Below are 25,012 nucleotides of genomic sequence, written 5' to 3'. Positions count from 1 at the left end.
ACGGCAACAGACAAAGACAGTCCAGGTTAGCGGATGGGCTGAGCCGAACCCAGGGATCGGCCGAGAGCCCCGATCCAGGGGCGCGCGGTGCGGGTGTCGGCCCGGGCCGCGAGGCACCCGCTGACTAAACTCCCTGGAGTGCCGCGACCCCACCGCGGCCGTGTTCCGGAGGAGACGACGTGGCAAGCGACGAGGCCGAATTCACCCAGGTGTTCCGGGGCTACGACCGGGACGAGGTCGACAAGGCCATCCAGGGTCTGCGCCGCGAGCTCATCCACGCCAACACCCAGGCCGCCGAGAGCGGTCGCGAGGCCAAGCGCCTCTCCTCCCGCATCGACGGGCTCGAGAAGGAGCTGCAGCAGGTCGGTGCGCCCACCTACGCGGGACTCGGCGCCAAGCTCGAGCACACCCTCCGGGTGGCCGAAGAGCAGTCGGAGCGCATCATCGCGCAGGCGGAGAACGACGCCTCGGCGCTGCGCCGCTCGACCCGCGACGACCGCGACGGTCTGCTGAAGGACGCGCGCGACGAGGCCGAGCGCCTCGTGACGGAGGCGCGCCGCCGCGCCGACCGCACCCGCGAGGAGTCCGAGGCGCAGGCCGCCGCGACGCTCGGCAAGGCCGCCGACGACCGCGACGTGATGACCCAGGACGCCGTCCGCGAGGCCGCCGCCATCCGCGGCACCGTCGCCACCGAGGCCGCCGAGACCCGCGCGACCGCCAAGCGCGAGGCCGCGGCGATCCGTTCCGAGGCCGGCCGCGAGGCCGCCGAGATGCGCGCCGTCGCCGCCCGCGAGGTCGAGGTGGCCCGCGCCGAGGCCGCCCGCCTGGCGCAGAGCAACGAGCTGCTGCGGGCGGAGGTCGCCTCCGAGGTCGACCGCCTGCGCGCCGCCGTCACCGCCGAGGTCGCCGAGGCCCGCGCCGCGATCGAAGCCGAGGTCCTGGCCGCCCGCGCCGACCTCGAGGCCGAGGTCCTGTCCGGCCGCGCCGACCTCGCCGCGGAGCTGGCCACCGGCCGCGCGGAGGGCGCCCGCGAGCTCGCCGATCTGCGCACCCAGCTCGCCCGCGACCGGGCCGACGCCGTCGCCCTCCTGGACGCCGAGCTCGCCGCGCTGCGCTCCGCCGCGTCCGACGAGGCCGCCGCGCTCTCGCGCGAGGTCGAGCAGGCCCGGATCGACCTCGTCGTCGAGCTCGCCGCTCGCCGCGAGGAGGCGGACCGCGACTACCTGCTCCGCCACCAGGAGGCGGTCGCCCAGACGCAGCGCTACCTGGACGAGTCGAACCTGCAGCTCGCCGACGCCATCCGCCGCGCGAACGACAAGCGCCTGGAGGCCGACGCGCTCCGCAGCGACGCCCTCGACGACGTCACGCGCCTGCGCCGCGAGGCGCAGGACGAGTCGGACGCGCTGCTCGACTCCGCCCGCGACCGCGCCCGCGAGATGATCGCCGACGCCGAGCGCCGCACCCGCGAGCTGCAGAACACGGCCGAGTCCCGCCTCGACGAGATCCGCACCGAGCGCGACGCGATCGCCGGCTACGTCACGGGCCTCCGCGGCCTGATCGGGCACATCGACGGCCTGTCGGACGACGACGGCGGGTCGAAGGACGACGGCGGCTCGACGAAGCGCTGACCGGCGCGGGCGGGCTCAGCCGAGCTCGCCCGCCCACTCCGTCGGCAGCGGCGACGACGCCGGCGCCACCACCCGCACGATCTCGTCGAGCACGCGGCGCGTCTGCGCCTCGCCGACCCAGAGGTGCTTGCCGCCCTCGACGGCGACCAGCTCGAGCTGCGGGACCGAGGCGAACCGCTCGGCGGCCGCCGCCGGCCGCAGGTAGTCGTCGAGCTCGGGGATCAGCGCGACCAGCGGCCGCCCGTCCTCGCCCCAGGCCGCGACCTCCTCGGCCGTCGCCCGGTGCAGCGGCGGCGACAGCAGGATCGCGCCCTCGACGGGGTGCTCCCTCCCCCACTTCAGCGCCAGCTCGGTGCCGAAGGACCAGCCGACCAGCCAGGGGTGCGGCAGCCCGCGCTCGGCCACGAGCGCCATCGCCGCGGCGACGTCGGCCCGCTCGGCGGTGCCGCCGTCGAAGGCGCCCTCGCTCGTCCCGCGCGGCGAGCTCGTGCCGCGGGTGTTGAAGCGGAGCACGGCCACCCCGGCCAGGGCGGGCAGCCGCGCGGCGGCCTTCCGCAGGATGTGCGAGTCCATGAAGCCGCCGTGCGTCGGCAGCGGGTGCAGGGTGACCAGCGTAACGACCGGCTCGCCCTCGAGCGGCAGCGCCAGCTCGCCGACCAGGGTCAGCCCGTCGGCGGTGTGCAGCTCCACGTCCTCGCGGCGGGCGGGGAGGACGACGCCTCCGCGGATCTCGTGCGTCATCGTGCTCCTTCGATCCGCCAGCAGTGGGTGTGCCAGTGGCGACGGCCGGCGAGGTCCGCGGCGTCGCCGAGTGCTCCGTCGCCGCGCCAGACGACGACGTGCGCGAGGCCGATGTCGATCGTCTGGCCGCAGCCCGGGCAGAGGTAGTTCTTGACCGCGCGCGACGACGAGACGGGCTGGACGTTCCACTCCCGGCCGCGGCGCGTCTCGGTGCGACGCCAGCCGGCGAGCATCTGCGAGAGGTCGCGCTGCTCGTCGTCGTCCTCGCGCCCGCGTCCGCGGGGTCGATTGCTGCGCGGCATTGCTCCAGTCTAGGAGCCGCCGCGCGAGCACTCGCTCGCAGCTGTCCCGTCCGGGCGGGTCAGTGCGAGGAGTCGTCCATCTCGAGCCGCGTCTCCTCGGCGTCGAGCATCAGCTGCGCCCGCCGCAGGATCCGCGAGGAGTAGACCCCGCGACCGCGCGCCTCCAGCAGTGCCTCGCGCTCGGCGCTCAGCACCGCCCGACGCAGGTGCAGATACTGCCCCTGGGGGCCCAGCGGGCCGTCGGCCTCGCGCTCCACCTGCTCCCACGCGACCTGCGAGCGCGTCAGCGTGTCCCGGCGGACCCGCTCCAGAACCCGTTCGCCGACACTGCCGGCCGGCAGGTCCTCGACCGCCTCCGGCAGCGCCTGGATGCCGGTCGAGGCGACCTCGTCGAGCAGCGTGGCCAGCTCGCGGCGGTCGGCGTCGCCGTCGCTCCCCTGGATGCCCGTGACCCGGATGAGCGCCGGCAGCGTCGCGCCCTGCAGCAGCAGGGTGACCACGGCCACGGTGAAGGCGATCAGGATCAGCTGCGAGCGGTACGGAGTCTCCTGCGGCAGGGACTGCGCGGCCGCGAGCGTGACCACGCCGCGCATCCCGGACCAGGAGAGGATGACCCCGCCGCGCCAGCCGAACGCCTCGCTGGTCGTCGCCGCGAGGTCCGTCTCCCGCCGCTGGTACAGCCGCTCCGCCCGCTGCCGGCGGCGGACGAAACGCTCGTCGCTGCTGGCGCTGTTGCGCAGGCGCATCACCCCGACCGCGAGCCGGCGGTTGATCCGCTCCGCCCGCCGGCCCGAGCCGCGCAGCCAGAGCAGCAGCGGCCAGACGAAGAGGGTGCGCAGCACGATCAGGATCACGACCGTCGCGAGCCCGAGGAGGACCGCGGTGTCGACGCCGACGCCGCCCGGCTCGATGTCCCCGACGATCGCCTTGATCTCGGCGCCCATCAGGAGGAACACGCCGTTCTCCAGCAGGAACTGCGCCGTCCGCCAGTTGACGCGCTCGCTGATCCGCGACTGCGGGCTGAGGAACCGCGCGCTGTTGTGCCCGGTGTAGATGCCGGTGACGACCACCGCGAGGACACCCGAGGCGCCGAGCTCCTCCGCCGGGATGTAGGCGAGGAAGGGCACCGCGAACGAGACCGCGGTGTCCAGCACCGGGTCGCGCAGCTTCGAGCGCACGAAGACGGTCAGCACGCCCATCACCAGCCCGAGGACGACGGCCATCACGACCGAGTACACGAAGAGCACGCCGACCTCGCCGATGTCGATGGCGTCGCTCGAGACGGAGGCGCCCACCACCGCGGTCGCGGCCGTGGCGGCGCGCAGCAGCACGAGCGCCGACGCGTCGTTGACGAGGCTCTCGCCCTCGAGCACGGTCACGAGCCGGGGCGGCAGGCCGAGCTTCTTGCCGATCGAGGTGGCCGCGACCGCATCGGTCGGACTGACCACGGCGCCGAGCGCGATGGCGGCCGGGAGGCTGAGGTCCGGCAGCAGCATGTAGAGGAAGAAGCCGACGACGAGCGCCGTGACGACGACGAGCAGCACCGACAGCCCGAAGATCGAGCGCAGATTCCGCCGGAAGTCGGCGAGCGGAACCTGGATCGCCGCGGAGTACAGCAGCGGAGGCAGGACCCCGGCGAGGATCAGCTCCGGCTCGACCTCGATCTCGGGGACGCCGGGGAGGTATGACGCGCCGATGCCGATGACGACGAGCAGCAGCGGCGCCGCGACTCCGAGCCGGCTCGAGAAGCGCGCGACGGTGACGACGGTGATGATCCCGACGACCCCGAGCAGCGCGTAATCCACGCTCTCAGGCTATCGGGCGGGCCGACCGCCCCGAGGACGGACGGCGGCGGGGATCAGTACCAGCCGACGCTCTCCGAGTGCGCCCAGGCACCGCACGGCGAGCCGTAGCGCCCGGAGATGTAGCCGAGGCCCCAGGTGATCTGGGTGTTGGCGTTGGTCTGCCAGTCGCCGCCGACCGTCGCCATCTTGCTGCCGGGGAGCGCCTGCGGGATGCCGTAGGCACCGCTCGACTTGTTCTCGGCGTAGACGTTCCAGCCGGACTCGCGGTTCCACAGCAGCACGAGGCAGTCGTACTCGCTGTCGGCCCAGCCGCGCTGCACGATCTGGTCGTAGGCGAGGGCCTTCGCCGAGCCGGGGTCCGGGGCGGCAGAGCGGGCGACGGGCGCCGCGGCGGCCGACTCCTCCTCCTCGTCCTCCTCGACGACGGCCTGCTTCGACCTCGTCGGAGTGGGGGTCGGCGTCGGAGTCGGCGTGGGGGTCGGCTTGGCCTGCGCGTCGAAGGTGTCGCGCTGGACGGTTCGCTCGACGGCGGCCTCGGCGACGACGAGGCGCTGGGCCGGGTCGCCGTTGAAGCGCTCCGGGGCCTGGTAGAAGGGCGACGCGACGGCGCCGCTGGACGGGTCGACCGCGCTGACGGCGACGAAGCCGATGGAGGCGGCGAAGGCGAGGAACGCCAGCGGGAGACGGGTCCGGGACCGACGGGCCGCCGGGCGCTTCGAGGTCTCGACCGAGGATCGGGAGACGGGTGGCTGCGCGACGGACGTTCTCTGATGCATACCCACGATCACGAAAGCATAACGGAGGACCTCTCGATCCGCCAGTGCGGGGCCGACCGCTCAGCGCACCGCCAGCATCACGTCGACCACGGCGTCGAGCACGAGGTCCACCTGCGGCTCGGAGTAGCCGCCGCGCTGCGGGGCGAACGACACCGTCCGCACGTCGTCCACGGTCAGCACGGAGCCGTCCCGGAAGTAGCCGGAGACGCGGTCCGAGAAGGCGTCGACCTGGCGGATGTTGTAGCCGGTGGTCAGCACGCCGGCGCGGGTGAAGCGCTCACGCGCGGGCCGCGCCAGGCGGTTCACGATCTCCTGCGCGGTCTCGCGGGCGTTCCGGAGCCAGGCCTCCTCGCCCTGCGCCGCGATCGCGTACTGGCGCTCGCGCACCGCGAAGGCGTCCTCGAGGCGCTCCAGCGCGGCGTCGACGTGCGGCGCCGAGTAGCCGCCCTTCTTCAGCGAGAAGGCGGTGTGCCGCAGATCCACCGCGCGCAGGTCGGCCGGACCACCCGAGAGCTGGGCGTAGGCGTCCCTGGCCGAGGCGAGGAAGGAGTCGACCTCGTCCGTGTCGTAGCCGGGCCGGGACTCGCGGGCGCGGGGGAAGGGAGCGTTCATCCCGTCATTCTGCCAAGACGGCGGCCCGGCACGGGAATCGGCGCGTCGACCGCGTTGCGAGGGGACGGAGTCCGCGCGCTCAGCCGATGCGCGGTCCCGCGCCCGAGGTCAGTGCGCGAAGACGAAGTAGAGCACGTAGGCCGCGGCGGCCGACGGGAGGATCGAGTCGAGCCGGTCGAGGAAGCCGCCGTGGCCCGGAAGCCACGAGCTCATGTCCTTGATGCCGATGTCGCGCTTGATCAGCGACTCGGCGAGATCGCCCAGCGTCGCCGTCAGCAGGACGACCGCGCCGAACACGGCGCCGACCCACCAGGGCTGGCCGAGCAGCAGGAGCGCGAGGAGCACGCCGACGACGACGCCCGCGACCGCCGCTCCCGCGAAGCCCTCCCAGGTCTTCTTCGGGCTGATCCGCGGTGCCATCGGGTGCTTGCCCCAGGTGAGACCGCTGACGTAGGCGCCGGTGTCGACGACGATCACGAGGATCAGGAAGGACAGCGCCCAGAGCTGACCGCCCTCCTCCGCGACGAGGCGGATGGCGAAGGCGCCGAGGAACGTGACGTAGATCTGCACGAACGCGCCGAGCCCGACGTCGAGCAGGAGCTCGCGACCGGTCGACCTCGTCCGGCGGAGGAGCTGCTCCCCCAGCCGCCAGAGCGCGACCAGCGCCGAGCCGCCCAGCACGGCGAACCAGGCGGCCTGCATCCCGCCGTAGTACGCCGCGGGGACGGCGACGACGGCGACGACGCCGGTGGGGATGCGCGGGATGTCGCGCCCGGCGTGACGCAGTGCGTTCGACAGCTCGAGTGCCGCCAGCAGCACGAGGGCGCCGGCCAGCACCATGAAGAGCTCTTTGACAACCAGCAGGCTGACCACCATCGCGCCGCCGCCGATGAGACCGATGACGGTCGCGGAGACGAGGTTCCGGCCCGAGCGCGCGGTCAGGCGCTCGTTCGTCGCCTCGAGCTGGGCACGGGTCGCCTCGAGCTGTCGCTCGACGTCGGCCCGGCCCTGCTGGGCCCGCGCGCGCAGGGCGTCGCGCGTGACCATGCGCGAACCCCGGGCGCCCGGAACGTGCGGCGCCGGAGCGTCGTCGCTGCGCTCGGGATCCTCGGGGTTCACGGGCACGGCACTACACCTCGAGCAGTTCGGATTCCTTGCGCTTGAGCGCCTCGTCGATGGCGTCCACGTGCTGCTTGGTCAGGGCCTCGAGCTCCTTCTCGCCGCGCGAGAGCTCGTCGTCGCCGATGTCGCCCTTGAGCGCGTCGAGGTCGCTCTTCGCGCTGCGGCGGATGTTGCGGACGGCGATCTTCGCGTCCTCCGCCTTGGTGCGCACGATCTTCACGAACTCCTTGCGGCGCTCGGCGGTGAGCTCGGGGAGGTTGATCCGGATGACCGAGCCGTCGTTCGTCGGGTTGGCGCCGAGGTTCGGCATGTCCCGGATGGCCTGCTCGATGTCGCGCAGGGCGCCCTTGTCGTAGGGGGTGACCAGCAGCGTGCGCGCCTCGATGTTCTGCAGCGATGCGAGCTGCGAGAGCGGGGTGGGCGTGCCGTAGTAGCTCACCAGCACCTTCTGGAACAGGCCGGGGTTGGCCCGACCGGTGCGCACCGTGGAGAAGTCCTCCTTGGCGACTCCGACGGCCTTGTCCATCTTGACGGTCGCGTCGGCGAGTACATCCGAGATCACAGGGGGCTCCTTAAGAGAGGGAAGTGGTCAGTCTAGTTCGGGGCGGGGGCGCCCTAGTTGGAGACGAGGGTGCCGAGCCGGGTGCCCCGGATGGCCCGCGCGACGTTGCCGGCCGGCTCCATCCCGAAGACCTGCATCGGCATGCCGTTGTCCATGCAGAGGCTGAAGGCGGTCGAGTCGACGACCTTGAGACCGCGCTGCAGCGCCTCCTGGTAGGTGAGGGTATCGAGCTTCTTCGCGTCCGGGTTGGTCCGCGGGTCGGCGTCGTAGACCCCGTCGACGCCGTTCTTCGCGACGAGCACGACGTCGGCGTGCGTCTCGAGCGCGCGCTGCGCGGCGACGGTGTCGGTGGAGAAGTAGGGCAGGCCGGCGCCCGCGCCGAAGATCACGACGCGGCCCTTCTCCATGTGCCGGATCGCCCGGCGGGGGATGTAGGGCTCGGCGACCTGCGTCATCGCGATCGCGGACTGCACGCGCGTCTCCGCGCCGGCCTGCTCGAGGAAGTCCTGCAGGGCGAGGGCGTTCATCACCGTGCCGAGCATGCCCATGTAGTCCGCGCGGCCGCGGTCCATGCCGCGCTGCGAGAGCTCGGCCCCGCGGAAGAAGTTGCCGCCGCCGACGACCACCGAGATCTCGACCTCGGTCGCGGCGTCGGCGATCTCGCGCGCCAGTGCGCTGATCACGTCCGGGTTCACCCCGAGAGTGCCGGCTCCGAACGCCTCCCCCGACAGCTTCAGCAGCACCCTGCGGCGCTTGCCCGTCGTCTTCGCATCCGTCTCCGTCATGGACGTTTCCTCCCGTAGACCCGTACAAACCTATCCCGCGCGGGGGACGCCCCGCGACCACGCCCGGGCGCCTCCCCCGGGCAGAGCGAAGGGAGTCCGGGTCGACTGAACGACCCGGACTCCCCTCGCTGTGCGTGCTACGCGCCGACCTTGAAGCGGGCGAAGCCCGACACGGTCAGACCGGCGTCCGCCACGACCTTGCTGATGGACAGCTTGTTGTCCTTGGCGTAGTCCTGGTCGAGCAGCGCGACCTGCTTGAAGTACGCGTTGACGCGACCCTCGATGATCTTCGGCAGGGCGGCCTCGGGCTTGCCCTCGCCGCGCGAGATCTCCTCGACGATGCGGCGCTCGTTGTCGACCTCCGACTGCGGCACGTCCTCGCGCGACAGGTAGGAGGGGTTGGCGAACGAGATGTGCTGCGCGATCGAGCGGGCGGTCTCCGCGTCGTCTCCCGAGTAGCCCAGGACCACGCCGACCTGCGGGGGCAGGTCCTTGTTGGTCTTGTGCAGGTAGACGGCGAAGTGCTCGCCGGAGACGGTGGCGACGCGACGGAGCTCGACCTTCTCGCCGAGGATCGCGGCCTCGTCGTTGATGAGGTCGGCGACGGTCTTGTCGCCGGCGGGGGCCGCGAGGGCCTCCTCGACGGTGGTGGCGCCGGCGCCGACGACCGCGTCCAGCACGCCCTCGGACAGGGCGATGAACTTGGTGCCCTTGGCGACGAAGTCGGTCTCGCAGGCGAGCTCGATCAGGGTGGCGACGCCGTCCTTCTCGGCGGCGGCGACGAGGCCCTCGCTCGTGGAGCGGTCGGCGCGCTTCGCGTTGCCCTTGGCGCCCTTGAGGCGGAGGATCTCGACCGCCTTGTCCAGGTCGCCGTCGGCCTCGACGAGCGCGTTCTTGGTGTCGACCATGCCGGTTCCGAGCTGCTCGCGCAGCGTCTTGACGTCAGCGAGGCTGAAATTAGCCATAGTTCTGCGAACTCCTCTGTTGTGTCCGGTCGGCGCGGTGCTTCTTCGAGCACCTGCGCCCGCCAGGACGTCGTGGTCTGCCGGTCCCGCGGCGACGGGCCTCGGTGTCGAGGACTCCATCACGCCGGGGTGTCGGCGGTTCTGCTTCGTGGTGAACGTGCACCGAATGAGCGGGGGTCGGCCGGGCGCTCTCGCGTCCCGTCCGACCCCCGGCTCAGTGCGGGTGTCAGACGGACGCGGGGGTCTCGTCGGTCGCGGACTCGGTGGTCGAGTCGGCCTCGGCGGGCGCCTCGGCCTCGGCGACGGCCTCGTCAGCGGTCGCGAGCTCGGCGTCGGCGACCTTCTCGGTCTCGGCACCGGCCTGCTCGGCGGGCTCCTGGACGTCGGACGCCGGGGCGTCGGTCGCGGCGGCGGAGTCGTCACTCGTGGTGAGCAGCTCCTTCTCCCACTCGGCCAGCGGCTCGACGGCGGAGACGTTGCCCTCGGCCTCGGGCTTCTGGTGACGCTGGATGAGGCCCTCGGCGGCGGCGTCGGCGACGATGCGGGTGAGCAGGCTCACCGAGCGGATCGCGTCGTCGTTGCCCGGGATCGGGTACTGGACCTCGTCCGGGTCGCAGTTCGTGTCGAGGATGCCGATGACCGGGATGCCCAGCTTCTTGGCCTCGTCGATCGCGAGGTGCTCCTTCTTGGTGTCGACGACCCACAGGGCCGACGGCGTCTTCGAGAGGTTGCGGATGCCGCCGAGCGACTTGTGCAACTTGTCGAGCTCCCGCTTCTTGATGAGGAGCTCCTTCTTCGTGAAGCCGCTCTTCGACGTGTCGTCGAAGTCGAGCTCCTCGAGCTCCTTCATGCGCGCGAGGCGCTTGGAGACCGTCTGGAAGTTGGTGAGGAGGCCACCGAGCCAGCGCTGGTTGACGTAGGGCTGGCCGACGCGGGTCGCCTGCTCGGAGATCGCGTTCTGCGCCTGCTTCTTCGTGCCGACGAAGAGGATGGTGCCGCCGTGGGCGACCGTCTCCTTGACGAAGTCGTAGGTCTTGTCGATGTAGGCCAGCGACTGCTGGAGGTCGATGATGTAGCTGCCCGAGCGCTCGGTCAGGATGAAGCGCTTCATCTTCGGGTTCCAGCGACGGGTCTGGTGCCCGAAGTGGACGCCGCTGTCGAGCAGCTGGCGCATGGTGACGACTGCCATGAGTCGTTCTCCTTCTCTGGGGCTCGGGCGCACGACGGCGCCGAACTCCCGTTCGGTTGTCCGCGACGGCCGGTCGGCACGTCGCCCTGGCGCCCGGCGCACTCCCGCCCTCCTCGCACTGGGCGAAGGGGACCGTGGGGAGCGTTGGCCGAATGGGCGCGCGTAGTCACCCCGACGAGCGAGGTGCTCCGAGAAGACTAGCACCAGGACGGCCGCCTCCCCCGCGGGGCGCTGCCCGCGCGTCCGCCGCCCGGCTGCCGACCACCTCCGGCACGTGGAAACGCCTCCGGCACGCGGAAACCGCCCGATCCCACGAGCCAGAGCCGAGATCACGAGCCCGGGGTCCCGCTGCCCACCTCCGGCACGCAGAACCACCTCCGGCACGCGGAGAATCTCCGATTCGACGAGCCCGAGCCGAAATCACGAGCCCGAAGTCCGCCGCGCAGCTCAGCCACGCGGCTCCGGCACGCGGAAACGCCTCCGGCTCGCAGAACAGCTGGGATTCCACGAGCCGGAGGCGTGATCGCGCGCCGAAGCTCGGAGCGAGGCGAGGCCCGGCGCTACTTGCGCGCGGACTTCATCACGGTGCGGATGTGCAGGGTGTCCATCTCCTCCAGCGAGCGGCCCTTGGTCTCGGGCACGAACAGGAAGACGAAGAAGAACGAGATCAGCGCGAACGCCGCGTAGAGGCCGTAGGCGAGGGTCAGCGAGACGTCCTGCGACAGGATCGGGAACGTCACCGTGATGGCGAAGTTGGCGATCCACTGCGCCGAGGCAGCGAGGCCCAGGGCGGCGGCGCGGATCCGGTTCGGGAAGATCTCGCCGAGCAGCACCCAGACCAGCGGGCCCCAGGTCGCACCGAAGAAGACGACGAAGGCGTTGGCCGAGACGAGGGCGATCGGGCCCCAGGCGCCGGGCAGCGAGACGTCCTCGCCGCTGATCGTCGACTGGCTGAACGCGAGCGCCATCAGTCCGAGCGAGATCGCCATGCCGGCGGAGCCGACGAGCAGCAGCGGCTTCCGGCCGACCTTGTCGACCAGGAAGATCGCGACGAAGGTGACCACGACGTTCACCACCGAGGTGAAGACCGAGATGGCGAACGAGTTCGACTCGTCGAAGCCGACCGCGCTCCAGAGCGAGGTCGAGTAGTAGAAGATCACGTTGATGCCGACGAACTGCTGGAACACCGAGAGCAGGATGCCGACCCAGACCACCGGCAACAGACCGAGCGCCGGACCGCGCAGGCTCGATCGCTGGGCGTTCTCGGCGTCCTCGTCGATCTTCTTCTGGATGTCGGCCAGCGCCTCGTCCACCTCGTCGCGCGGGGTGACCGTCGCGAGGACCTTGCGCGCGTCCTGCGAGCGACCCCGCGTGGCCAGGTAGCGCGGTGACTCCGGCAGCGTCAGGGCGAGCAGGCCGTAGATCACGGCGGGGACGGCGCAGGCGATGAACATCCAGCGCCAGGCCGCGACGCCGAACCAGTACGGCTCGGACGCGCCGCCCGCGCCCTCGGCGATGACGGTGTCCGAGAGCAGTGCGGCGAAGATGCCGAGCGTGATCGCGAGCTGCTGCAGCGACGCGAGCGCACCGCGGATCGCCTTGGGCGCGATCTCGGAGATGTAGGTGGGGGCGATCACCGAGGCGATGCCGATGCCCAGGCCGCCGACGACGCGCCAGAGGACGAGGTCCCAGACGGCGAAGGCCGCGCCCGCGCCGATCGAGGAGATGAAGAAGAGGCCTGCGCCGAGCAGCATGACCTTGATGCGGCCCCAGCGGTCCGCGAGGCGACCGGCGAGGTAGGCGCCGACCGCGCAGCCGAGGAGGGCCGACGCGACGGCGAAGCCGATCAGCGCGGCCGACAGCTCGAACTCGCCCTGCACCGCCTCGACCGCTCCGTTGACCACGGACGAGTCGAAGCCGAAGAGGAAGCCGCCGACCGCCGCCGCGATGGCGAGACCGATCACCTTCCTCTTCAGTTTCGCCGCCGAGGGGTTCGGGATGGTGTCAGATCGTCCGCTGGTCATGGTCGTCTCCGATTCTCGCCGCCGGTGGGTGCGGTGTCTCCGCGCCCGCTCCGGATCACAGGCACGTTACTCCCGCCTGCCAATGTCCCGGGCCGGGTTGCGCAGCGGGGTCGACGTCGTTCTCCTCCACAGCCCACCCTGCGAGCGTCTTCTCCCCCGGTCGCGCGGCCGGCCGCCCGCGCGACGCGAGCGAGGAGGAAGGTGTCCGCATGGTTGCACCTCTCCTCCTCCGCCCGGGCGTGTTCCTGGTGCTCGCCCTGCTCGCGCCGATGCTCTGGACCCCGCCGGTGGACGGGTTCTCCGTCGTCGAGCCGTGGCGGGCGCCCGCGCATCGCTACGCCGCGGGGCATCGCGGGATCGACCTCGCCGCCACGGCGGGGTCTCCGGTCCGGGCCGTCGCGGACGGGCGGGTGTCCTTCGCGGGGCGGGTGGTCGACCGGAGCGTGGTCAGCATCGCGCACGCCGGTGGGCTGGTGTCGAGCGTGGAGCCGGTGGAGCCGTCCGTCGCGGAGGGTCAGGAGGTCCGCGCCGGGGACGTCATCGGCACCGTGGGCGCGGGCGGGCACTGCGACGGCTCGTGCGTGCACCTCGGGGTGCGCGAGGACGGGGAGTACGTGAACCCGATGCGGTTCTTCGGCGGGATCCCGCGCGCGGTGCTGCTCCCGATGGATGGAGTGGACGCAGGAGCGGTCACCGATACGGAGCAGGCGGTGGTGAGTGCGGCGCGCTCAGGCGCGCGGGTGGGCGAGGCGGTAGGCCTCGCGGATCCGCTCGGTCGAGACGTGGGTGTAGATCTGCGTGGTGCCGAGGCTCGCGTGGCCGAGCAGCTCCTGGACGGCGCGGAGGTCCGCTCCCCCGTCGAGCAGGTGCGTCGCCGCGGTGTGCCGGAGGGTGTGCGGGCCGGACGGGCCGGAGCCTTGGCCGCCGTCGAGGAGCCGGGCGACGACGCCGTAGACGGTGCGCGGGGTGAGGCGGGCGCCGCGACGGCCGAGGAGGAGGGCCGGGGTGCTCGTCCCGGTCGCGCTGGGCTCCGCGTCCGGGAGCAGCTGCGGACGGGCCTTCTCCAGGTAGGCGATGAGCGCCTCCTTCGCGGGCACGCCGAACGGCACGACGCGCTGCTTGCTCCCCTTGCCGGTGACGAGCACAGTGAGCCGGCTCAGGTCGAGGTCGCCGACGTCGATCGCGACGAGCTCGGAGACGCGGATGCCGGAGGCGTAGAGCAGTTCGACGATCGCGAGGTCGCGCAGGGCCACCGGGTCCTCGGTCGCCCCGCGCGCCGCGACCACGTCGATCAGGTGCTCGGTCTGCGGCTCGGTGAGCACGCGCGGCAGCGCCCGCCCGCCCTTCGGGGTGCGCAGGCGCGCGGCGACGTCGATCGGCAGGCGCTCGGAGCGCTGCGCCCAGGACGAGAAGGAGCGGACGGCCGCGGTCCGCCGGGCGAGCGTCGCCCGGGCGACGCCGGTCTGCGACTCGTGCCAGAGCCAGTCGCGCAGCAGCTCGAGGTCGAACTGGGCGAGCATCGGCTGCTTCCTGCCTGCGGCGAAGTCGATCAGCGTCGAGAGGTCCGCGCGGTAACCGCGGGCCGTGGCGGGTGAGAGGGAGCGCTCGTCGAGGACGTAGCGGAGGAAGTCCTCGACGGCACCGGCCAGCGGCTCACCGCGCGAGGGCAGGCCTGCGGACGGGAGGTCAGCCATCGGTGCCCGGCATCCGCGACCACAGGTCGATGCGGCCCCGCTCGTCGAGGCTCTCGAGCTTCTCGATCAGGTCGGTGCCGAAGCGAGTGGCGATCGGCGCGGTCGCGCTCGGGACAAGCGAGGTGACCACGGTCTCCGGGTGGACGTGGACGAGCGAGAAGCTCTGCGCTCCGTCGATGCCGGCGAGCTCGCGCTCCGGGGCGCCGAGGTCCATCGTGTAGCTGGTCGCTCCGGCGACGAAGACGGGGGCGCCGGCGAAGGTCGCGGCCGTCGGGTAGTGCAGGTGCCCGCCGAGGATCGCGCGCACGTCCGTCCCGCGCACCACCTCCTCGAGCCGGTCCATCCCGCGGAGCTCGAGCACGGTCATCGCTCCGAGCGGCGTCGGCAGCGGCGGGTGGTGCAGCGCGAGGATCGTGCCGAACGGGGCCGGCGTCGCGAGCTCGGCTCGGAGCGCCTCGAGCTGCTCGCCGGTGAGCGCGCCGTGGTGGTAGCCGGGCACCGCACTGTCGAGCGCGATGAGCCGCAGCCCGCCGAGGTCGACGACCTGGTCGATCGGGGCATCGCTGGACACGTCGCCCGGCTCCTGGTCGAGGAGCACCCGGCGGAACGCGCCGCGCTCGTCGTGGTTGCCCATCACCCAGACGATCGGGCAGTCGAAGCGCTCGCCGACGGGATCGAGGACGTCCTTCACCCGCCGGTAGGCGTCCTCCTCGCCGCGGTCGGCGACGTCCCCGGTGATGAGGATCGCGTCGAGCCGACCGCCGCGCTCCACGAGCCGCGCGACGGCCTGCTCGAGCCGGGAGACGGTGTCGACGCGCCCGTAGAGCGGGGCGCCCTCCGCGAGGAAGTGCGTGTCGCTGAGATGGGCGACCACCCGGTCGGCGGCCCGGAAGTGCCCGAGCTGCGGATGCTCCGGCTGCGTCCTCGTCGTCGTCTCGTCGCCCATGCGGCTCCCCTCGCTGCTTGTTCGACAGCGTAGGGCGCACCGCCGACAGCGCCTCGTCGGCTCGGCGGCAGCCCGTGCGCTCGGGATGCTCCGGACGGGTTGCTTCGCCGTGGATCAAGCGGGGCCACTCCCCCGTGCCTCGCGCGACCGGAAGAACCTCCTGCCGCGAATCGGTCGCCTTCCGGGGCCGTTGAGGACCGGATGCCCCGCCGGGCGGCGAGGAACGGGGCGGAACATCACCCGGTTCTCCTGCGTCGGACCGTCGCCTCCCCTCACCCGCTTCTCATGCGGCTGCCCTCCACCTCCCCTCCGCGTCGCGCTGGACGAGCCCTGTCGCGAGGCAGGTCCCGAGCAGGTCGAGCGTCTCGGGGACGGACAGGCCGGAGCGCTGCGCGAGCGCCTCGGTCTCGTGCGCACCGTCCGAGCGGAGGACGTCCAGGACGCGCGACGCCGCCCGTGAGACTTCCGGTGCAGCAGCGAGTACCGCGGACATGCCGAGCAGCTCGACGACCTCCGGAGCCGACGTCACGCAGGTCGCGGCGTACTCCCGGAGAAGCCGATGGCAGCCCGCCGAGGAGGCGCTCGTCACCGGGCCCGGCACTGCACCGAGCGGTCGCCCGAGCGCCGCCGCGTGGCCGGCGGTGTTCAACGACCCGGAGCGGGCTCCCGCCTCCACGACGACCGTGGCCGCGGTCGTTGCGGCGATCAGCCTGTTGCGCTGCAGAAAGCGCCAGCGCGTCGGCGTCGTACCCGGCGGCACCTCCGTCACCACCGAGCAGCCGGGCGTCGCGATCACGCGATGCAGGAGGTCGGTGTGCGCCGTCGGGTAGAGCCGGTCGGAGCCGCCGGCGAGGAAGGCGACCGTGCTGCCACCCGCACCGAGGGCGGCCTTGTGCGCGACCGCGTCGATCCCGAAGGCGGCTCCGGAGACGACGAGGACGCCGCGCTCGGCGGTTCCGGCGGCGAGGTCCGCGGCGACGTGCTCGCCGTAGCCGGTCGCCGCGCGGGCCCCGACGACGGCCAGGCGATACGGAGCGGCGAGGGCGATCGGGTCGCCGCGGCTCCACAGCGCGAACGGCGCGTGGTCCCCCAGATCGGCGAGCGGCTGCGGCCAGCCGTCGCATCCCGGCAGCAGCAGGCGCGCGTCGAGACGGTGCGCGATCTCCAGGCGGCGGAGGAGCAGGGCCCTGTCGACCCGGGGACGCCAGCGCGCCAAGCCTGCGGCGAGGACTCTCGTTCCGCTGCGGGAATCGTCCCCGTCGCTCTCTCCGTCGCCTGACGAGTCGAACGAGTTCTCGGAGCGGCCGGTCTCCGCGGCAGCGTCATCCGTGGATCCGGCCCCCCTCCGGCGCAGGTCGGTCGCCGCCACTTCCGCGAGGATCTCCCCGGCGGACGCCGTCCCCACCACCTTCGCGAGCGCGCCGCCGGCGCCGAATCGCTCGATCAGTGTGCCGGCCACCGCGTCGCCCGGCTCGGCGAGAGAGGACCACGCCGCGCGCGCGAGCGCCTCCGCCGGATCCGACTCGCTGTCCTCGGGAAGGAGCCGCCGTGCGAGCCGCGTCTCGGTCCGATCGAAGAGCTCGGCGACGGCCGTCACGAGCCCGCTCCCCGCAGAATCAGAGCGCGGGCCAGGTGGCTCGCAGCGGGGCGGTCGACCTCGTCGAGGTCGGCGAGCGTCCACGCGAGTCGCAGCACGCGGTCGTAGCCGCGCATCGTCACAAGACCGCGCTCCAGGGCCAGGTCGAGGGTGCCCGACTCCCGGGCGGTCGGGCGCTGTGGGCTCGCGCGGAGCCACGTGCCGTCGACCTCGGCGTTCACCGACCACGGTGTGCCGGCCAAGCGCGCCCGAGCGCGGGCCCGCGCGGCGACCACTCGCGCGCGAGCCTGCGCCGTCGAGAGCCCCGGCTCGTCTCGACGGACGGCGAGCTGTGCCGCGCCGATGCGCCGGACCGTCAGCCGGATGTCGACGCGGTCGAGCAGCGGACCGCTCAACCGTGCCAGGTAGCGGCGCCGCACCGGCGGGGAGCACGAGCAGATCTCGCCCCGGATGCCGTGGCGCCCGCAAGGGCACGGGTTCGCCGCGAGCACCAGCTGCACGCGGGCCGGGAACTCCGCCATCACGTTCGCGCGGTGGATGCGGATCACGCCCGACTCGAGCGGCTGCCGCAGCGCGTCGAGGGCGACGGCCGAGAACTCCGGAGCCTCGTCCAGGAAGAGGACCCCGCGAGTCGCGCGGGCGACGGCTCCCGGGCGGATCCTCCCGCTGCCTCCGCCCACGATCGCTGCTGCGGAGGCGGAGTGGTGCGGGCTCTCGAACGGCGGACGGCGGACGAGGGTCCCGCCGGTGTGCTCGCCGACGAGCGAGCGCATGCAGGTCGCCTCGAGTGCCGCCTCGTCGTCGAGATCCGGCAGGATCCCGGGCAACCGCGAGGCGAGCATCGTCTTCCCGGCTCCGGGCGGACCGAGGAGGAACACGTGGTGACCGCCCGCCGCCGCGGCGACCATCGCGGACGCCGCCTCCTCGTTGCCGATCACGTCCGCGAAGTCGAGCCGCGACTCCGGTTCACGAACGGCAGGAGGAGGCGGGGCGGAGCGCTCCGGCAGGACCGGCACGTCCCACTCGGCCCCGTGCCAGACTGCGGCCGCCGCGAGCGAGGAGACCGCGATCACGTCCACTCCCTCGACGAGCTCCGCTTCGAGCCGGTCGTCCTCGGGCACCATCACCCTGTATCGGCCGGCTCGGGCTGCGGCGAGCACCGCGGGCAGCACGCCCGGCACCGATTGCAGTCGCCCGTCGAGCCCGAGCTCGCCGATGTGCACGACCGCCGCGACCGACTCCCGGTTCACCTCCCCCAGCGCCGCCAGCGCCGCGAGCCCGATCGCGAGATCGAACGCGGACCCGTGCTTGGGCATCGCCGCCGGCGACAGGTTCACCGTCATCTTGTACTCCGCGATCCCGCTGCCCGAGTTGATCGCCGCCGACCGCACCCGCTCCTTCGCCTGCGACAGCGCCGCATCCGGCAGCCCGATGATCACCATCCCCGGAGTGCCGTCCGCCGAATGCGCCTCCACACCCACCACGGCACCCGTGAAGCCGACCAGACCGACCGCGGACGTCCGCCCCAGCCCCATCACGCCACCGCCCGCACGTGCCGCACCTGCGACGGCACACCCTCTGGCGCCACGATCCCGACCGCATCGATCCGCAGATGCCGCGACCGCTCGTCGTGCTCCCGCGCCCACGCGTACGCCAACCGCCGCAGCCGCTGCGCCTTCACCCGCGTGATCGCCTCGATCGGCAACCCGAACCGCGTCGAGGACCGCGTCTTCACCTCCACCACCACCAGCGCCGCACCCTCCCGCGCCACGATGTCCAACTCCCCCTCCCGCACCCGCCAATTGCGGTCGAGAATCTCGAAACCGCGCTCCCTCAGGTGCGCCGCAGCGATCTCCTCGCCGCGACGGCCCAACTCGTCCTTGTCCATGCAGAACCTCCCGGGGGAAGGGTCCACGAGACAGGCGCGACGATGAGGCGCCGATCGTAGATCTGGGGACAGAAGAGAAATGGGTGACCTGTGGAGAGGACCCGGCCTCAATCGCGATCGTGCTCCGCAGCGCCGTGCCCGCGACTCGACACAGCGAACCTGCCGGGACGCCCTCACATTCCTATCGGGGAAGCGATCCCAGGCTCGAAGCGCGCCGCTGCTGGTCGACGTCGAGGTCACTGAGGTTGTGAGCCTGGCCAAACCCTGCCTCGCTGCGGATCGCCGCGATGGTCGCGTAGTGGCCAAAGTCATCACCGCGCACGGGTTCCGAGTTGGACAAGGCCGTCTCGTCGTTCGTAGTGGCGTTGTAGTAGGTCGATCGTTACCAGAACGCACTGGAGCCGCCCGCGTCCGTGTAATAGCTCGAGAGCTGGTCAGGATCGATGTTTCGCGTGGCGAGGACAGTGAAGAAGTCGTCGGCCGGCACGGAGCCGTCGATGTTCGCCGCACGGTAGATGTGGATCAGGTCGCCCACGACGGACGTCACCGGCTCGAACTGCGAGTGGTTCAGCGTGAGCGGGGTGAGCAGGGTGAGCACGGTCGGATCAGTAGCGCTGGCGATGACCACGCGCTCGCAGCCCTCACGACTGAGCGCTCCGACGTAGATGATGTGCCCGGGCAAAAAGCCTTCGGTGCTGCGGACCGTGAGCGACGTTGCTCCGGCTGGAGCTGCAGCGGCTAGCTCTCCACGTTCCCGGATGTTGCTTTCGACGAATGACTGGATCTTGAGGGTTGTTGCCATGTGGTGCCTTCGGTCACGAGGACCTGATTACGGTTAGCGCGGGCGTGTCTCGGAGCAGGGTGATGCTGAGCGTGCGCTCTGCGAGAGCACGCGCGGCGGTGATGCGACGATAGAACGCGAAGCTGAACGAGCCGAAGGCGAAAGAACCCATCATGTCGTTTTCTCGCTTGGAAGCAGTGCAGCCCAGTGAATAGTCATATCTCACACTACTTATAGGGAAGTTCCATCTGTTTTGCAACCTCATACCGACTGACCATCTAACGCTTGCGATATAGCCAGCGCGCTTTGCGACGACGGGACACCGACGTGTCGTATTCCCACGACGTACCGCGATAGTCGTCGTAATAAACGACGAAGATCGGTGCGCTCTCGCGAGGAGCGTCGAAGCCGAGTTGCACGATCTCGCCAGGCGCGACGTCACCGACATAGATCCTAAAGTATCGATCATTGCGGAATCCATAGAGCTTGTTCTCCGCGTAGGGAAGCATCTCCACCGGTCGAGTGTCGGTTCGCTTGAACAGACCAATCTGCGGCATTGGACTCCAGCCGACAATCGAAACCTCTCTCATGAACTTTTCGGAGTTGCTCGTCAGCTTGATGTAATGCTGCTGGGTTGTTGTCTCTGAACTCATTTTGGTCGTGTAACCGACTCGAAGAAGCATCGACTCCGCTCGTGCCGCCTCATCCTGCTGTCGCCGTTGGGTCACAATCGCAACCAGCAACGCAACCGCGGCGATGACGCCTGCCACCCATTCGGCGATTGAACCCAACTGCAACGTGCCAAGCAGCTTGCCGAAACCCGCCAGAAGCTCGTCCATCCGCCTACCGTAGCGGCGACCGCCCTACGCTCAGCGCATGGACTGGACCGACGAGCGTGACGCTCTCCTGAGCGCGACCCCGACGCTTCCTGAGGCGCTACGTGATGTGCACTCCCCCGGCCTCTACGCCTGGTGGGACCTCCACGGAGCGCTGACGCCCTTCTGGCCCCCGGGCTTCCCCGCCGTCGTGACGAGCCGGCCGCTCTACGTCGGCATCGCCAGGACGACGCTTGCTGTTCGCGGCTCGGAGATGCACCTCAAGACGACGCGCATGTCCACGCTGCGGCGGTCGCTCGTCGCGCTGCTCGTCGAGGAGCTGGAGCTACGCGATCAGATCGTGCCTGGGCCAGGTCAGAAGTTCGGGCTCACGGCGGAGGGCGACTCGTTGCTCAGCTTCTGGATGGCGAACAACCTCAACGTGACGTGGCACGAGACGCCGGAGCCCGGGACGCATGAGCGGCTAATCGTGCGCGACCTGATGCCGCCGCTGAACGACGTGTTCGCGCACGATGGTCCGTACTGGGAGGCGATGCGGGAGAAGAGAGTCGCCGCGAGAGCGCGCACGGCGTTTGATAGCGAAGGTGACTGAGCTCGAAGTGTTCATGGCGGTTAGGCCGACACCTCCTTCGCGTCCTGCACTATTACCCCTGGTCGTCTTTTCAAACTACCCGTGAGTAGAAATCCAAGAATAACACTTGTCAAACCACGCCGCGTCCGCTTAAGCGGAGTCATCATGGCTTGGAAAGCAATGTCATCTCTTGAGTGTAGTAGGACATGCTTTCGACGCCGCTCCGAGAGCCGTTTGCCACTCAAACTATCGTAGAGCCACTTCGCCCCGGCCCCATCCTCAAAAGAAACGTAGATGCGTTGCGACTGGCCGACAGGAAACGTGACCGTGACTTCTCGCTCAGCCATCGGACCAAGTTCACCTACTTTAAAACGAGCAAATTCTGGCTTCGCCGACTTAAATGCTCGAGTTACTCGATAGCGACCGCGTAGGGACAGACCATGATTGCCCTTCGATCGATATAGCTTCTGTATGTGCTCAACCTATTCTTTCCAGTCGAGCGTTGACATTTCGAGCACTGTTTTCTCTGGAACGAAGAACAGCGCTACGTCGACGAACGGCAGACCCGACACGTTCTTCAATCGGATGACTTCAGGCGCCAACAGCCCGAATAGTTCGGGGTCGCCAATACCGACATCCCAGCCGATCTTCATAAACTTTGCATGGCTCCGGTGCTCCGAGGAGCGCTGGTGAAAGAATGTGAGCGCGGCGACAAGAACGGTAACGAAAGTCAGTAAGCCTGTGACCCACTCAGCCGCACTCCCCCACTGCCAGTCCTGCCAGTTGACTAGACCGCCCCACCACTCATCCATGCGCTCACCGTAGCGGGCTAGACGACCCTCCAAGCGCTCGGGAACGCCTTCAGCGTCACGGCGGCACCGGACGGCAACGTGTAGGTGTTGGCCGTCGTCACGTTGCCGATCAGCTCGGCGCCGTTGCCCTTGATGGTCGCAGCGCCGGCGTTGATGTTCACGAACTCGTACATGCGGCCCTGGCAGGTCGCGAGGGCGGGCAGCGTTTGGGTTGCGGTCGTGTTCAGCTCGACGGAGCAGTGTGTGGCGTCGAGGGTGGTGGCGGAGGAGCGAGCGGTGACGGCGGTAGCGAGGGCACCTGTCACCTCCAGCGTCTTGATCTTGCCTCCGTTGGAGTTGAGGATCACGTTGTCCGAGCCGATGAGGGTGTCGGCGACACCGCCGGTAACAGAGTTTCCGACTAGGGCAACGCGGTTGCTGAGCGAGTTCGTCCGTTCCTCCGTCCAGGCTTTACCGCCCGCGAAAACCGAATCGTTGATTGTGATGTCATTGGTCGGGAACGTCGCCGTGTCCTGGAACCTCAGCGCCGTGGTCGCGGTGTTGAACTCGCAGTTTGAAACGTGAATTTTGTTGGACGACTTGAAGTTGATCCAGGTTGCGACACCTGATCCCGTGAACCAGGTATTGGTAATCCAGCACTGCGTCTGATACTGAAGATCGATACCGACGCCGGAATTAGCCGAAATAAGACAATCGTTGACGCGGATCCCACCAGCAATGGTAGGCGAGTTCGGGTCTGTGGTCGAATCCCATACTGCCCTGATTGCATTTGTGGACAAGATTAGACGCACATGACCGATCGTGAAGTAGTCGGCGTTGATCAAGGATATCAGGTTAGTGGTGGTGCTATTACCATCGAGCGTCAGCTGTTCAATCCCGTTATCATGAGTGAGGCCGGCATTAGTGGTCGGGTTCGCTGGCGCGGAGACCACAATCATATCGGTCAACGCGACACTGGCAGATGTTTTGAGTGTCACTCCACCAGTTGCACCCTTAACAAACTTCTCCCCAACGATTCGCACCTTAGCATCGAATGGAAAGACCAAAGGGGCGGCAATGCGATAAAGACCAGAGCGCAGAAATATTGTGCCTCCACCAGCAGAAGCAACTGCGTCGATGGCCTGCTGAATCTGTATATCGTCGGCAACCCCATCACAGATATAGTCAGCGACAGATCCCGAAACTCGCGAAACCGTGAGGTACATCCTCACTTTCGCCTTCGGTAGAGACGGCGTGCCCCCGATGTCACCACCTACCTGTAACTTCGCGTCCAGCGCCGTCTGAAGCCCGAGCACCGTCGAAACGGCCTGGGTCCCAGTGTGCGTCGCGCGATCCCGGAGGCTCGCGTCCGCGGCGTTGGCCGTCGCTCCCGAGGCGATCCCTGCGAGCTTCGTCTTCTCGGTCCCGGTGTAGTCGTTACTACTCAGTGCGAGCCCGTCCACCTTGTCGACCTTCGTCGCGAGCGCGATGCTCGTCGCCGTTGATACCGGCTTGCTCGCATCGCTTGTGTTGTCCACGTTGCCGAGCCCCACGTCACCCTTCGCGAGGGTGACGGCGCCCTGCCTGCCCGCGACCGACTGAACGGGTGCGGACGCAGCAGCCTGGGACGCGTCAACGAAGCCAGCCGGGTTGCTGGCGTTGTACTTCGCGTCCAGAGCCGTCTGTGTGGCCGCCGAGACGGGCTTCGCTGCATCAGACGTGTTGTCGACCAGGTTGAGGCCGACGTCCGCCTTGGAGAGGACGACGTTGCCTGTGCGGCCGGCCACGGTGCGCACGTCGCCGCGTAGATCGAGCCCGTCAACGAGCTCGTCGACGTAGGTCTGGTCCGCCTTCGTCAGCACGGCGTCCTCGATCGCCTCGAGCGTGCCCGCCGTGACGGTGCCCGCGATCACCCATCCCACCTCGACCCTCTTCGGGATTGATCCCTCTGTCCCACGGGCGATGACGAGGGAGTCGCCGTCGACTGAGGTGACGTATGCGATTTCCGCGTTGTCGTAGCTCGGGTCCTTGCCGTACGGCGCTAGGGTCACAGGCATGTTGGGAGCGAAGAGCTGAGCGTCGCCTGGCGACACCTTGAAGCCCGTGCCCGTCGTGCGATCGACTGGCACAGCGGCCAGGAGAGACTGAGCGAGGTTCTTGTGACTATCAAACATTCTTAGTTTTAATGAACCATAATGAGACACGTAAGGATAGACATTGCAACTCGATCTATTCCGAATTCAACTAGACGTACCATCCGACGGGACCGATCCAATCTTGATCAAAATGGTCGAAGCGGCGGGAGATCCGTGGTACAGCGATGTACTCACGACAATTGTAACCCTCGCAATCGGAGCGGCGATCGGTTTTCTTCCGACACACTACTCGGAACGCCGCAAAGAAAAGCGGGAAGATAAGCAGCGCTGGCACAGCGAAACCATCATCCGTGCCGGAAAATTCATAGATTCAGCTGAAAAAACTATTCTCGCACAGAGAGATTTTGAATCTGTCCGATTACTCTCCAACACGCCGCCCCACGGTGGTGATCTGGCAAACGAAGCTGCATCGAAGGTTCTCGTGGATAACGCCATGAAGGACCTGAAGGCAGCAGGAACGCAACTATCGCTCGTTGCCAACATAAGCATACGCAAAAATGCACAAGACTGCTATCTGGAGGTCCAGAAATATATTAGTAACGGCACCGCTTCCGTGCAGGCCAGTGTGGACGAATGGCAGACTCGCAGGGTAAAGATCATCGACCCTGTTCGTGAGATGGTCACGGTTAAGGAACGCGGTAATGTATGGGGTCAGCATCGTATTAGGTAGCGCCGTGGTCAATACGTCGGTTCGTTCGCCCGAAGCCGACCTCGCGGACATGGTAGCGACAGCCGGGCTTGCTCCATGGTGGGGTGTTCCAGTCGTAGCTGGCTCGTTTCTCATTCTGGGCGCAATTCTAGGATTCGTATTCAATCGCGTTAACGAAAGTGCAAAAGCACGGCGGGAGGACTCGATACGGTGGACCAACAACATACTGCTTACGGCTACTGACTTCAGGCGATCGATCGTGGCGGCGACCGATGGATTGCTTTCCGTCGACTCAATGCGCGAAGATTGGCTAAGCATGGGCGCGGACGAATACACCGCCAACCAACCAAAAAAGCAAATTGAGATCGCTCAAAGCCTTCGTGCGGCCCATGCCGCAGCGGACGACCTTGCCCTGATTGCTCCAACATCGGTTCACTCCGAGGCGCTACGTTTCCTTCAGTATGTCGACAGCGTCCGACAGGACCATAGTGAATTACCATCGGACTTCATTGAACGCCGTGCAATTCTCCTCTCAGCATTTCGCAGTGAGATTCGATCCGCTCTCAAGGTCAGATGAGTCAGGAAGGAATGC

At 69.1% G+C, this 25,012-nt stretch carries 24 protein-coding genes and 1 pseudogene; 5 read left to right on the top strand and 20 right to left on the bottom strand.

Annotation, left to right across the window (positions count from 1 at the left end; genetic code table 11):
* The first annotated feature begins 179 nt into the window (after positions 1-179).
* Positions 180-1,628, top strand: a complete 1,449-nt coding sequence (locus EDF22_RS06690; RefSeq protein ID WP_123703378.1) for a DivIVA domain-containing protein — start codon at positions 180-182, stop codon at positions 1,626-1,628.
* Positions 1,629-1,643: 15 nt separating this feature from the next.
* On the opposite strand, the gene EDF22_RS06685 is transcribed toward EDF22_RS06690, so the two are convergent.
* From EDF22_RS06685 to EDF22_RS06635, 11 genes are all read right to left on the bottom strand, one after another.
* A complete protein-coding gene (locus tag EDF22_RS06685; RefSeq protein WP_123703376.1) occupies positions 1,644-2,369 on the bottom strand; it encodes an alpha/beta hydrolase in 726 nt (241 codons plus the stop codon).
* Positions 2,366-2,671, bottom strand: coding sequence for a hypothetical protein (locus EDF22_RS06680; RefSeq protein WP_123445737.1), 306 nt, complete (start codon positions 2,669-2,671; stop codon positions 2,366-2,368). Before EDF22_RS06680 ends, EDF22_RS06685 begins: the two co-directional genes overlap by 4 nt.
* Positions 2,672-2,730: 59 nt before the next feature.
* The gene (locus EDF22_RS06675; protein ID WP_123703374.1) at positions 2,731-4,476 is read right to left on the bottom strand and encodes a sodium:proton antiporter; all 1,746 of its coding nucleotides are present in this window, start codon (positions 4,474-4,476) and stop codon (positions 2,731-2,733) included.
* Positions 4,477-4,529: 53 nt separating this feature from the next.
* Positions 4,530-5,252 (bottom strand): lytic transglycosylase domain-containing protein, encoded by a 723-nt coding sequence (locus tag EDF22_RS06670; protein WP_123703372.1) that lies wholly within the window; start codon positions 5,250-5,252, stop codon positions 4,530-4,532.
* A gap of 60 nt (positions 5,253-5,312) precedes the next feature.
* The gene (locus tag EDF22_RS06665; protein WP_123703370.1) at positions 5,313-5,864 is read right to left on the bottom strand and encodes a DivIVA domain-containing protein; all 552 of its coding nucleotides are present in this window, start codon (positions 5,862-5,864) and stop codon (positions 5,313-5,315) included.
* Positions 5,865-5,972: 108 nt separating this feature from the next.
* Positions 5,973-6,911 (bottom strand): phosphatidate cytidylyltransferase, encoded by a 939-nt coding sequence (locus EDF22_RS06660; RefSeq protein ID WP_123704777.1) that lies wholly within the window; start codon positions 6,909-6,911, stop codon positions 5,973-5,975.
* Between the two features lie 82 nt (positions 6,912-6,993).
* Positions 6,994-7,548 (bottom strand): ribosome recycling factor, encoded by a 555-nt coding sequence (gene frr, locus EDF22_RS06655; RefSeq protein ID WP_123445733.1) that lies wholly within the window; start codon positions 7,546-7,548, stop codon positions 6,994-6,996.
* 53 nt (positions 7,549-7,601) lie between these two features.
* Entirely contained in the window at positions 7,602-8,333 is a 732-nt protein-coding gene (gene pyrH, locus EDF22_RS06650) for a UMP kinase (RefSeq protein ID WP_123445732.1), read from the bottom strand.
* Between the two features lie 137 nt (positions 8,334-8,470).
* Positions 8,471-9,298 (bottom strand): translation elongation factor Ts, encoded by an 828-nt coding sequence (tsf, locus tag EDF22_RS06645; protein ID WP_123703368.1) that lies wholly within the window; start codon positions 9,296-9,298, stop codon positions 8,471-8,473.
* A gap of 226 nt (positions 9,299-9,524) precedes the next feature.
* A complete protein-coding gene (gene rpsB, locus EDF22_RS06640; protein WP_123445730.1) occupies positions 9,525-10,487 on the bottom strand; it encodes a 30S ribosomal protein S2 in 963 nt (320 codons plus the stop codon).
* Positions 10,488-11,047: 560 nt separating this feature from the next.
* Positions 11,048-12,511, bottom strand: a complete 1,464-nt coding sequence (locus tag EDF22_RS06635) for a sugar porter family MFS transporter (RefSeq protein WP_123445729.1) — start codon at positions 12,509-12,511, stop codon at positions 11,048-11,050.
* 209 nt (positions 12,512-12,720) lie between these two features.
* Here EDF22_RS06635 and EDF22_RS06630 point away from each other — a divergent pair.
* Positions 12,721-13,122 (top strand): annotated as a pseudogene (locus EDF22_RS06630) (murein hydrolase activator EnvC family protein); the annotation flags it as partial.
* Between the two features lie 117 nt (positions 13,123-13,239).
* On the opposite strand, the gene EDF22_RS06625 reads toward EDF22_RS06630, so the two are convergent.
* The 7 genes from EDF22_RS06625 to EDF22_RS06595 form a co-directional block, all read right to left on the bottom strand.
* Positions 13,240-14,205 carry a tyrosine recombinase XerC gene (locus tag EDF22_RS06625; RefSeq protein WP_123703366.1) on the bottom strand — a complete coding sequence of 322 codons (966 nt, stop codon included), beginning with the start codon at positions 14,203-14,205 and terminating at the stop codon, positions 13,240-13,242.
* Positions 14,198-15,151: a phosphodiesterase gene (locus EDF22_RS06620; RefSeq protein ID WP_123703364.1), complete on the bottom strand. Its 954-nt coding sequence runs from the start codon at positions 15,149-15,151 to the stop codon at positions 14,198-14,200. Before EDF22_RS06620 ends, EDF22_RS06625 begins: the two co-directional genes overlap by 8 nt.
* Positions 15,152-15,434: 283 nt before the next feature.
* Entirely contained in the window at positions 15,435-16,748 is a 1,314-nt protein-coding gene (dprA, locus tag EDF22_RS06615) for a DNA-processing protein DprA (RefSeq protein ID WP_260303325.1), read from the bottom strand.
* Positions 16,745-18,283, bottom strand: coding sequence for a YifB family Mg chelatase-like AAA ATPase (locus tag EDF22_RS06610; protein WP_123703362.1), 1,539 nt, complete (start codon positions 18,281-18,283; stop codon positions 16,745-16,747). The genes dprA and EDF22_RS06610 overlap by 4 nt, the downstream gene beginning before the upstream one ends.
* The gene (locus tag EDF22_RS06605) at positions 18,283-18,636 is read right to left on the bottom strand and encodes a YraN family protein (protein ID WP_123704773.1); all 354 of its coding nucleotides are present in this window, start codon (positions 18,634-18,636) and stop codon (positions 18,283-18,285) included. Before EDF22_RS06605 ends, EDF22_RS06610 begins: the two co-directional genes overlap by 1 nt.
* A 382-nt stretch (positions 18,637-19,018) precedes the next feature.
* Positions 19,019-19,438 carry a hypothetical protein gene (locus EDF22_RS06600; RefSeq protein ID WP_148059136.1) on the bottom strand — a complete coding sequence of 140 codons (420 nt, stop codon included), beginning with the start codon at positions 19,436-19,438 and terminating at the stop codon, positions 19,019-19,021.
* A 257-nt stretch (positions 19,439-19,695) separates the two neighbouring features.
* Positions 19,696-20,256, bottom strand: a complete 561-nt coding sequence (locus tag EDF22_RS06595; RefSeq protein WP_123703358.1) for a hypothetical protein — start codon at positions 20,254-20,256, stop codon at positions 19,696-19,698.
* 37 nt (positions 20,257-20,293) lie between these two features.
* Between EDF22_RS06595 and EDF22_RS06590 the strand changes: the two genes are divergently transcribed.
* Entirely contained in the window at positions 20,294-20,845 is a 552-nt protein-coding gene (locus EDF22_RS06590) for a GIY-YIG nuclease family protein (protein WP_123703356.1), read from the top strand.
* 461 nt (positions 20,846-21,306) lie between these two features.
* Here EDF22_RS06590 and EDF22_RS06585 read toward each other — a convergent pair whose 3' ends face one another.
* Both EDF22_RS06585 and EDF22_RS06580 read right to left on the bottom strand, forming a co-directional pair.
* Entirely contained in the window at positions 21,307-21,636 is a 330-nt protein-coding gene (locus EDF22_RS06585; RefSeq protein WP_123703354.1) for a hypothetical protein, read from the bottom strand.
* Positions 21,637-21,653: 17 nt separating this feature from the next.
* On the bottom strand, positions 21,654-23,789 hold the full coding sequence (locus tag EDF22_RS06580; protein WP_123703352.1) for a right-handed parallel beta-helix repeat-containing protein: 2,136 nt from the start codon (positions 23,787-23,789) through the stop codon (positions 21,654-21,656).
* A gap of 112 nt (positions 23,790-23,901) precedes the next feature.
* On the opposite strand from EDF22_RS06580, the gene EDF22_RS20455 reads away from it, so the two are divergent.
* Both EDF22_RS20455 and EDF22_RS20450 read left to right on the top strand, forming a co-directional pair.
* Positions 23,902-24,441: a hypothetical protein gene (locus EDF22_RS20455; RefSeq protein WP_185038774.1), complete on the top strand. Its 540-nt coding sequence runs from the start codon at positions 23,902-23,904 to the stop codon at positions 24,439-24,441.
* A complete protein-coding gene (locus EDF22_RS20450; protein WP_148059134.1) occupies positions 24,413-24,997 on the top strand; it encodes a hypothetical protein in 585 nt (194 codons plus the stop codon). Before EDF22_RS20455 ends, EDF22_RS20450 begins: the two co-directional genes overlap by 29 nt.
* Positions 24,998-25,012 lie beyond the last annotated feature (15 nt).

It is taken from the genome of Rathayibacter sp. PhB127 (assembly GCF_003751665.1).
GTDB lineage: Bacteria > Actinomycetota > Actinomycetes > Actinomycetales > Microbacteriaceae > Rathayibacter > Rathayibacter festucae.
This window is presented reverse-complemented; position numbering and strand designations above follow the sequence as displayed.

Coding starts and splice junctions, on each gene's coding strand:
- EDF22_RS20450 (WP_148059134.1), top strand. CDS start 24,413: ATGTATGGGGTCAGCATCGTATTAGGTAGCGCCGTGGTCAATACGTCG.
- EDF22_RS06580 (WP_123703352.1), bottom strand. CDS start 23,789: ATGTTTGATAGTCACAAGAACCTCGCTCAGTCTCTCCTGGCCGCTGTG.
- EDF22_RS06590 (WP_123703356.1), top strand. CDS start 20,294: ATGGACTGGACCGACGAGCGTGACGCTCTCCTGAGCGCGACCCCGACG.
- EDF22_RS06625 (WP_123703366.1), bottom strand. CDS start 14,205: ATGGCTGACCTCCCGTCCGCAGGCCTGCCCTCGCGCGGTGAGCCGCTG.
- EDF22_RS06635 (WP_123445729.1), bottom strand. CDS start 12,511: ATGACCAGCGGACGATCTGACACCATCCCGAACCCCTCGGCGGCGAAA.
- EDF22_RS06620 (WP_123703364.1), bottom strand. CDS start 15,151: ATGGGCGACGAGACGACGACGAGGACGCAGCCGGAGCATCCGCAGCTC.
- EDF22_RS06670 (WP_123703372.1), bottom strand. CDS start 5,252: ATGCATCAGAGAACGTCCGTCGCGCAGCCACCCGTCTCCCGATCCTCG.
- EDF22_RS06595 (WP_123703358.1), bottom strand. CDS start 20,256: ATGGACGAGCTTCTGGCGGGTTTCGGCAAGCTGCTTGGCACGTTGCAG.
- EDF22_RS06585 (WP_123703354.1), bottom strand. CDS start 21,636: ATGGATGAGTGGTGGGGCGGTCTAGTCAACTGGCAGGACTGGCAGTGG.
- tsf (WP_123703368.1), bottom strand. CDS start 9,298: ATGGCTAATTTCAGCCTCGCTGACGTCAAGACGCTGCGCGAGCAGCTC.
- EDF22_RS06680 (WP_123445737.1), bottom strand. CDS start 2,671: ATGCCGCGCAGCAATCGACCCCGCGGACGCGGGCGCGAGGACGACGAC.
- EDF22_RS06610 (WP_123703362.1), bottom strand. CDS start 18,283: ATGGGGCTGGGGCGGACGTCCGCGGTCGGTCTGGTCGGCTTCACGGGT.
- EDF22_RS06685 (WP_123703376.1), bottom strand. CDS start 2,369: ATGACGCACGAGATCCGCGGAGGCGTCGTCCTCCCCGCCCGCCGCGAG.
- rpsB (WP_123445730.1), bottom strand. CDS start 10,487: ATGGCAGTCGTCACCATGCGCCAGCTGCTCGACAGCGGCGTCCACTTC.
- EDF22_RS06605 (WP_123704773.1), bottom strand. CDS start 18,636: ATGGACAAGGACGAGTTGGGCCGTCGCGGCGAGGAGATCGCTGCGGCG.
- EDF22_RS20455 (WP_185038774.1), top strand. CDS start 23,902: ATGGTCGAAGCGGCGGGAGATCCGTGGTACAGCGATGTACTCACGACA.
- EDF22_RS06665 (WP_123703370.1), bottom strand. CDS start 5,864: ATGAACGCTCCCTTCCCCCGCGCCCGCGAGTCCCGGCCCGGCTACGAC.
- pyrH (WP_123445732.1), bottom strand. CDS start 8,333: ATGACGGAGACGGATGCGAAGACGACGGGCAAGCGCCGCAGGGTGCTG.
- EDF22_RS06600 (WP_148059136.1), bottom strand. CDS start 19,438: ATGGCAACAACCCTCAAGATCCAGTCATTCGTCGAAAGCAACATCCGG.
- EDF22_RS06660 (WP_123704777.1), bottom strand. CDS start 6,911: ATGGTCACGCGCGACGCCCTGCGCGCGCGGGCCCAGCAGGGCCGGGCC.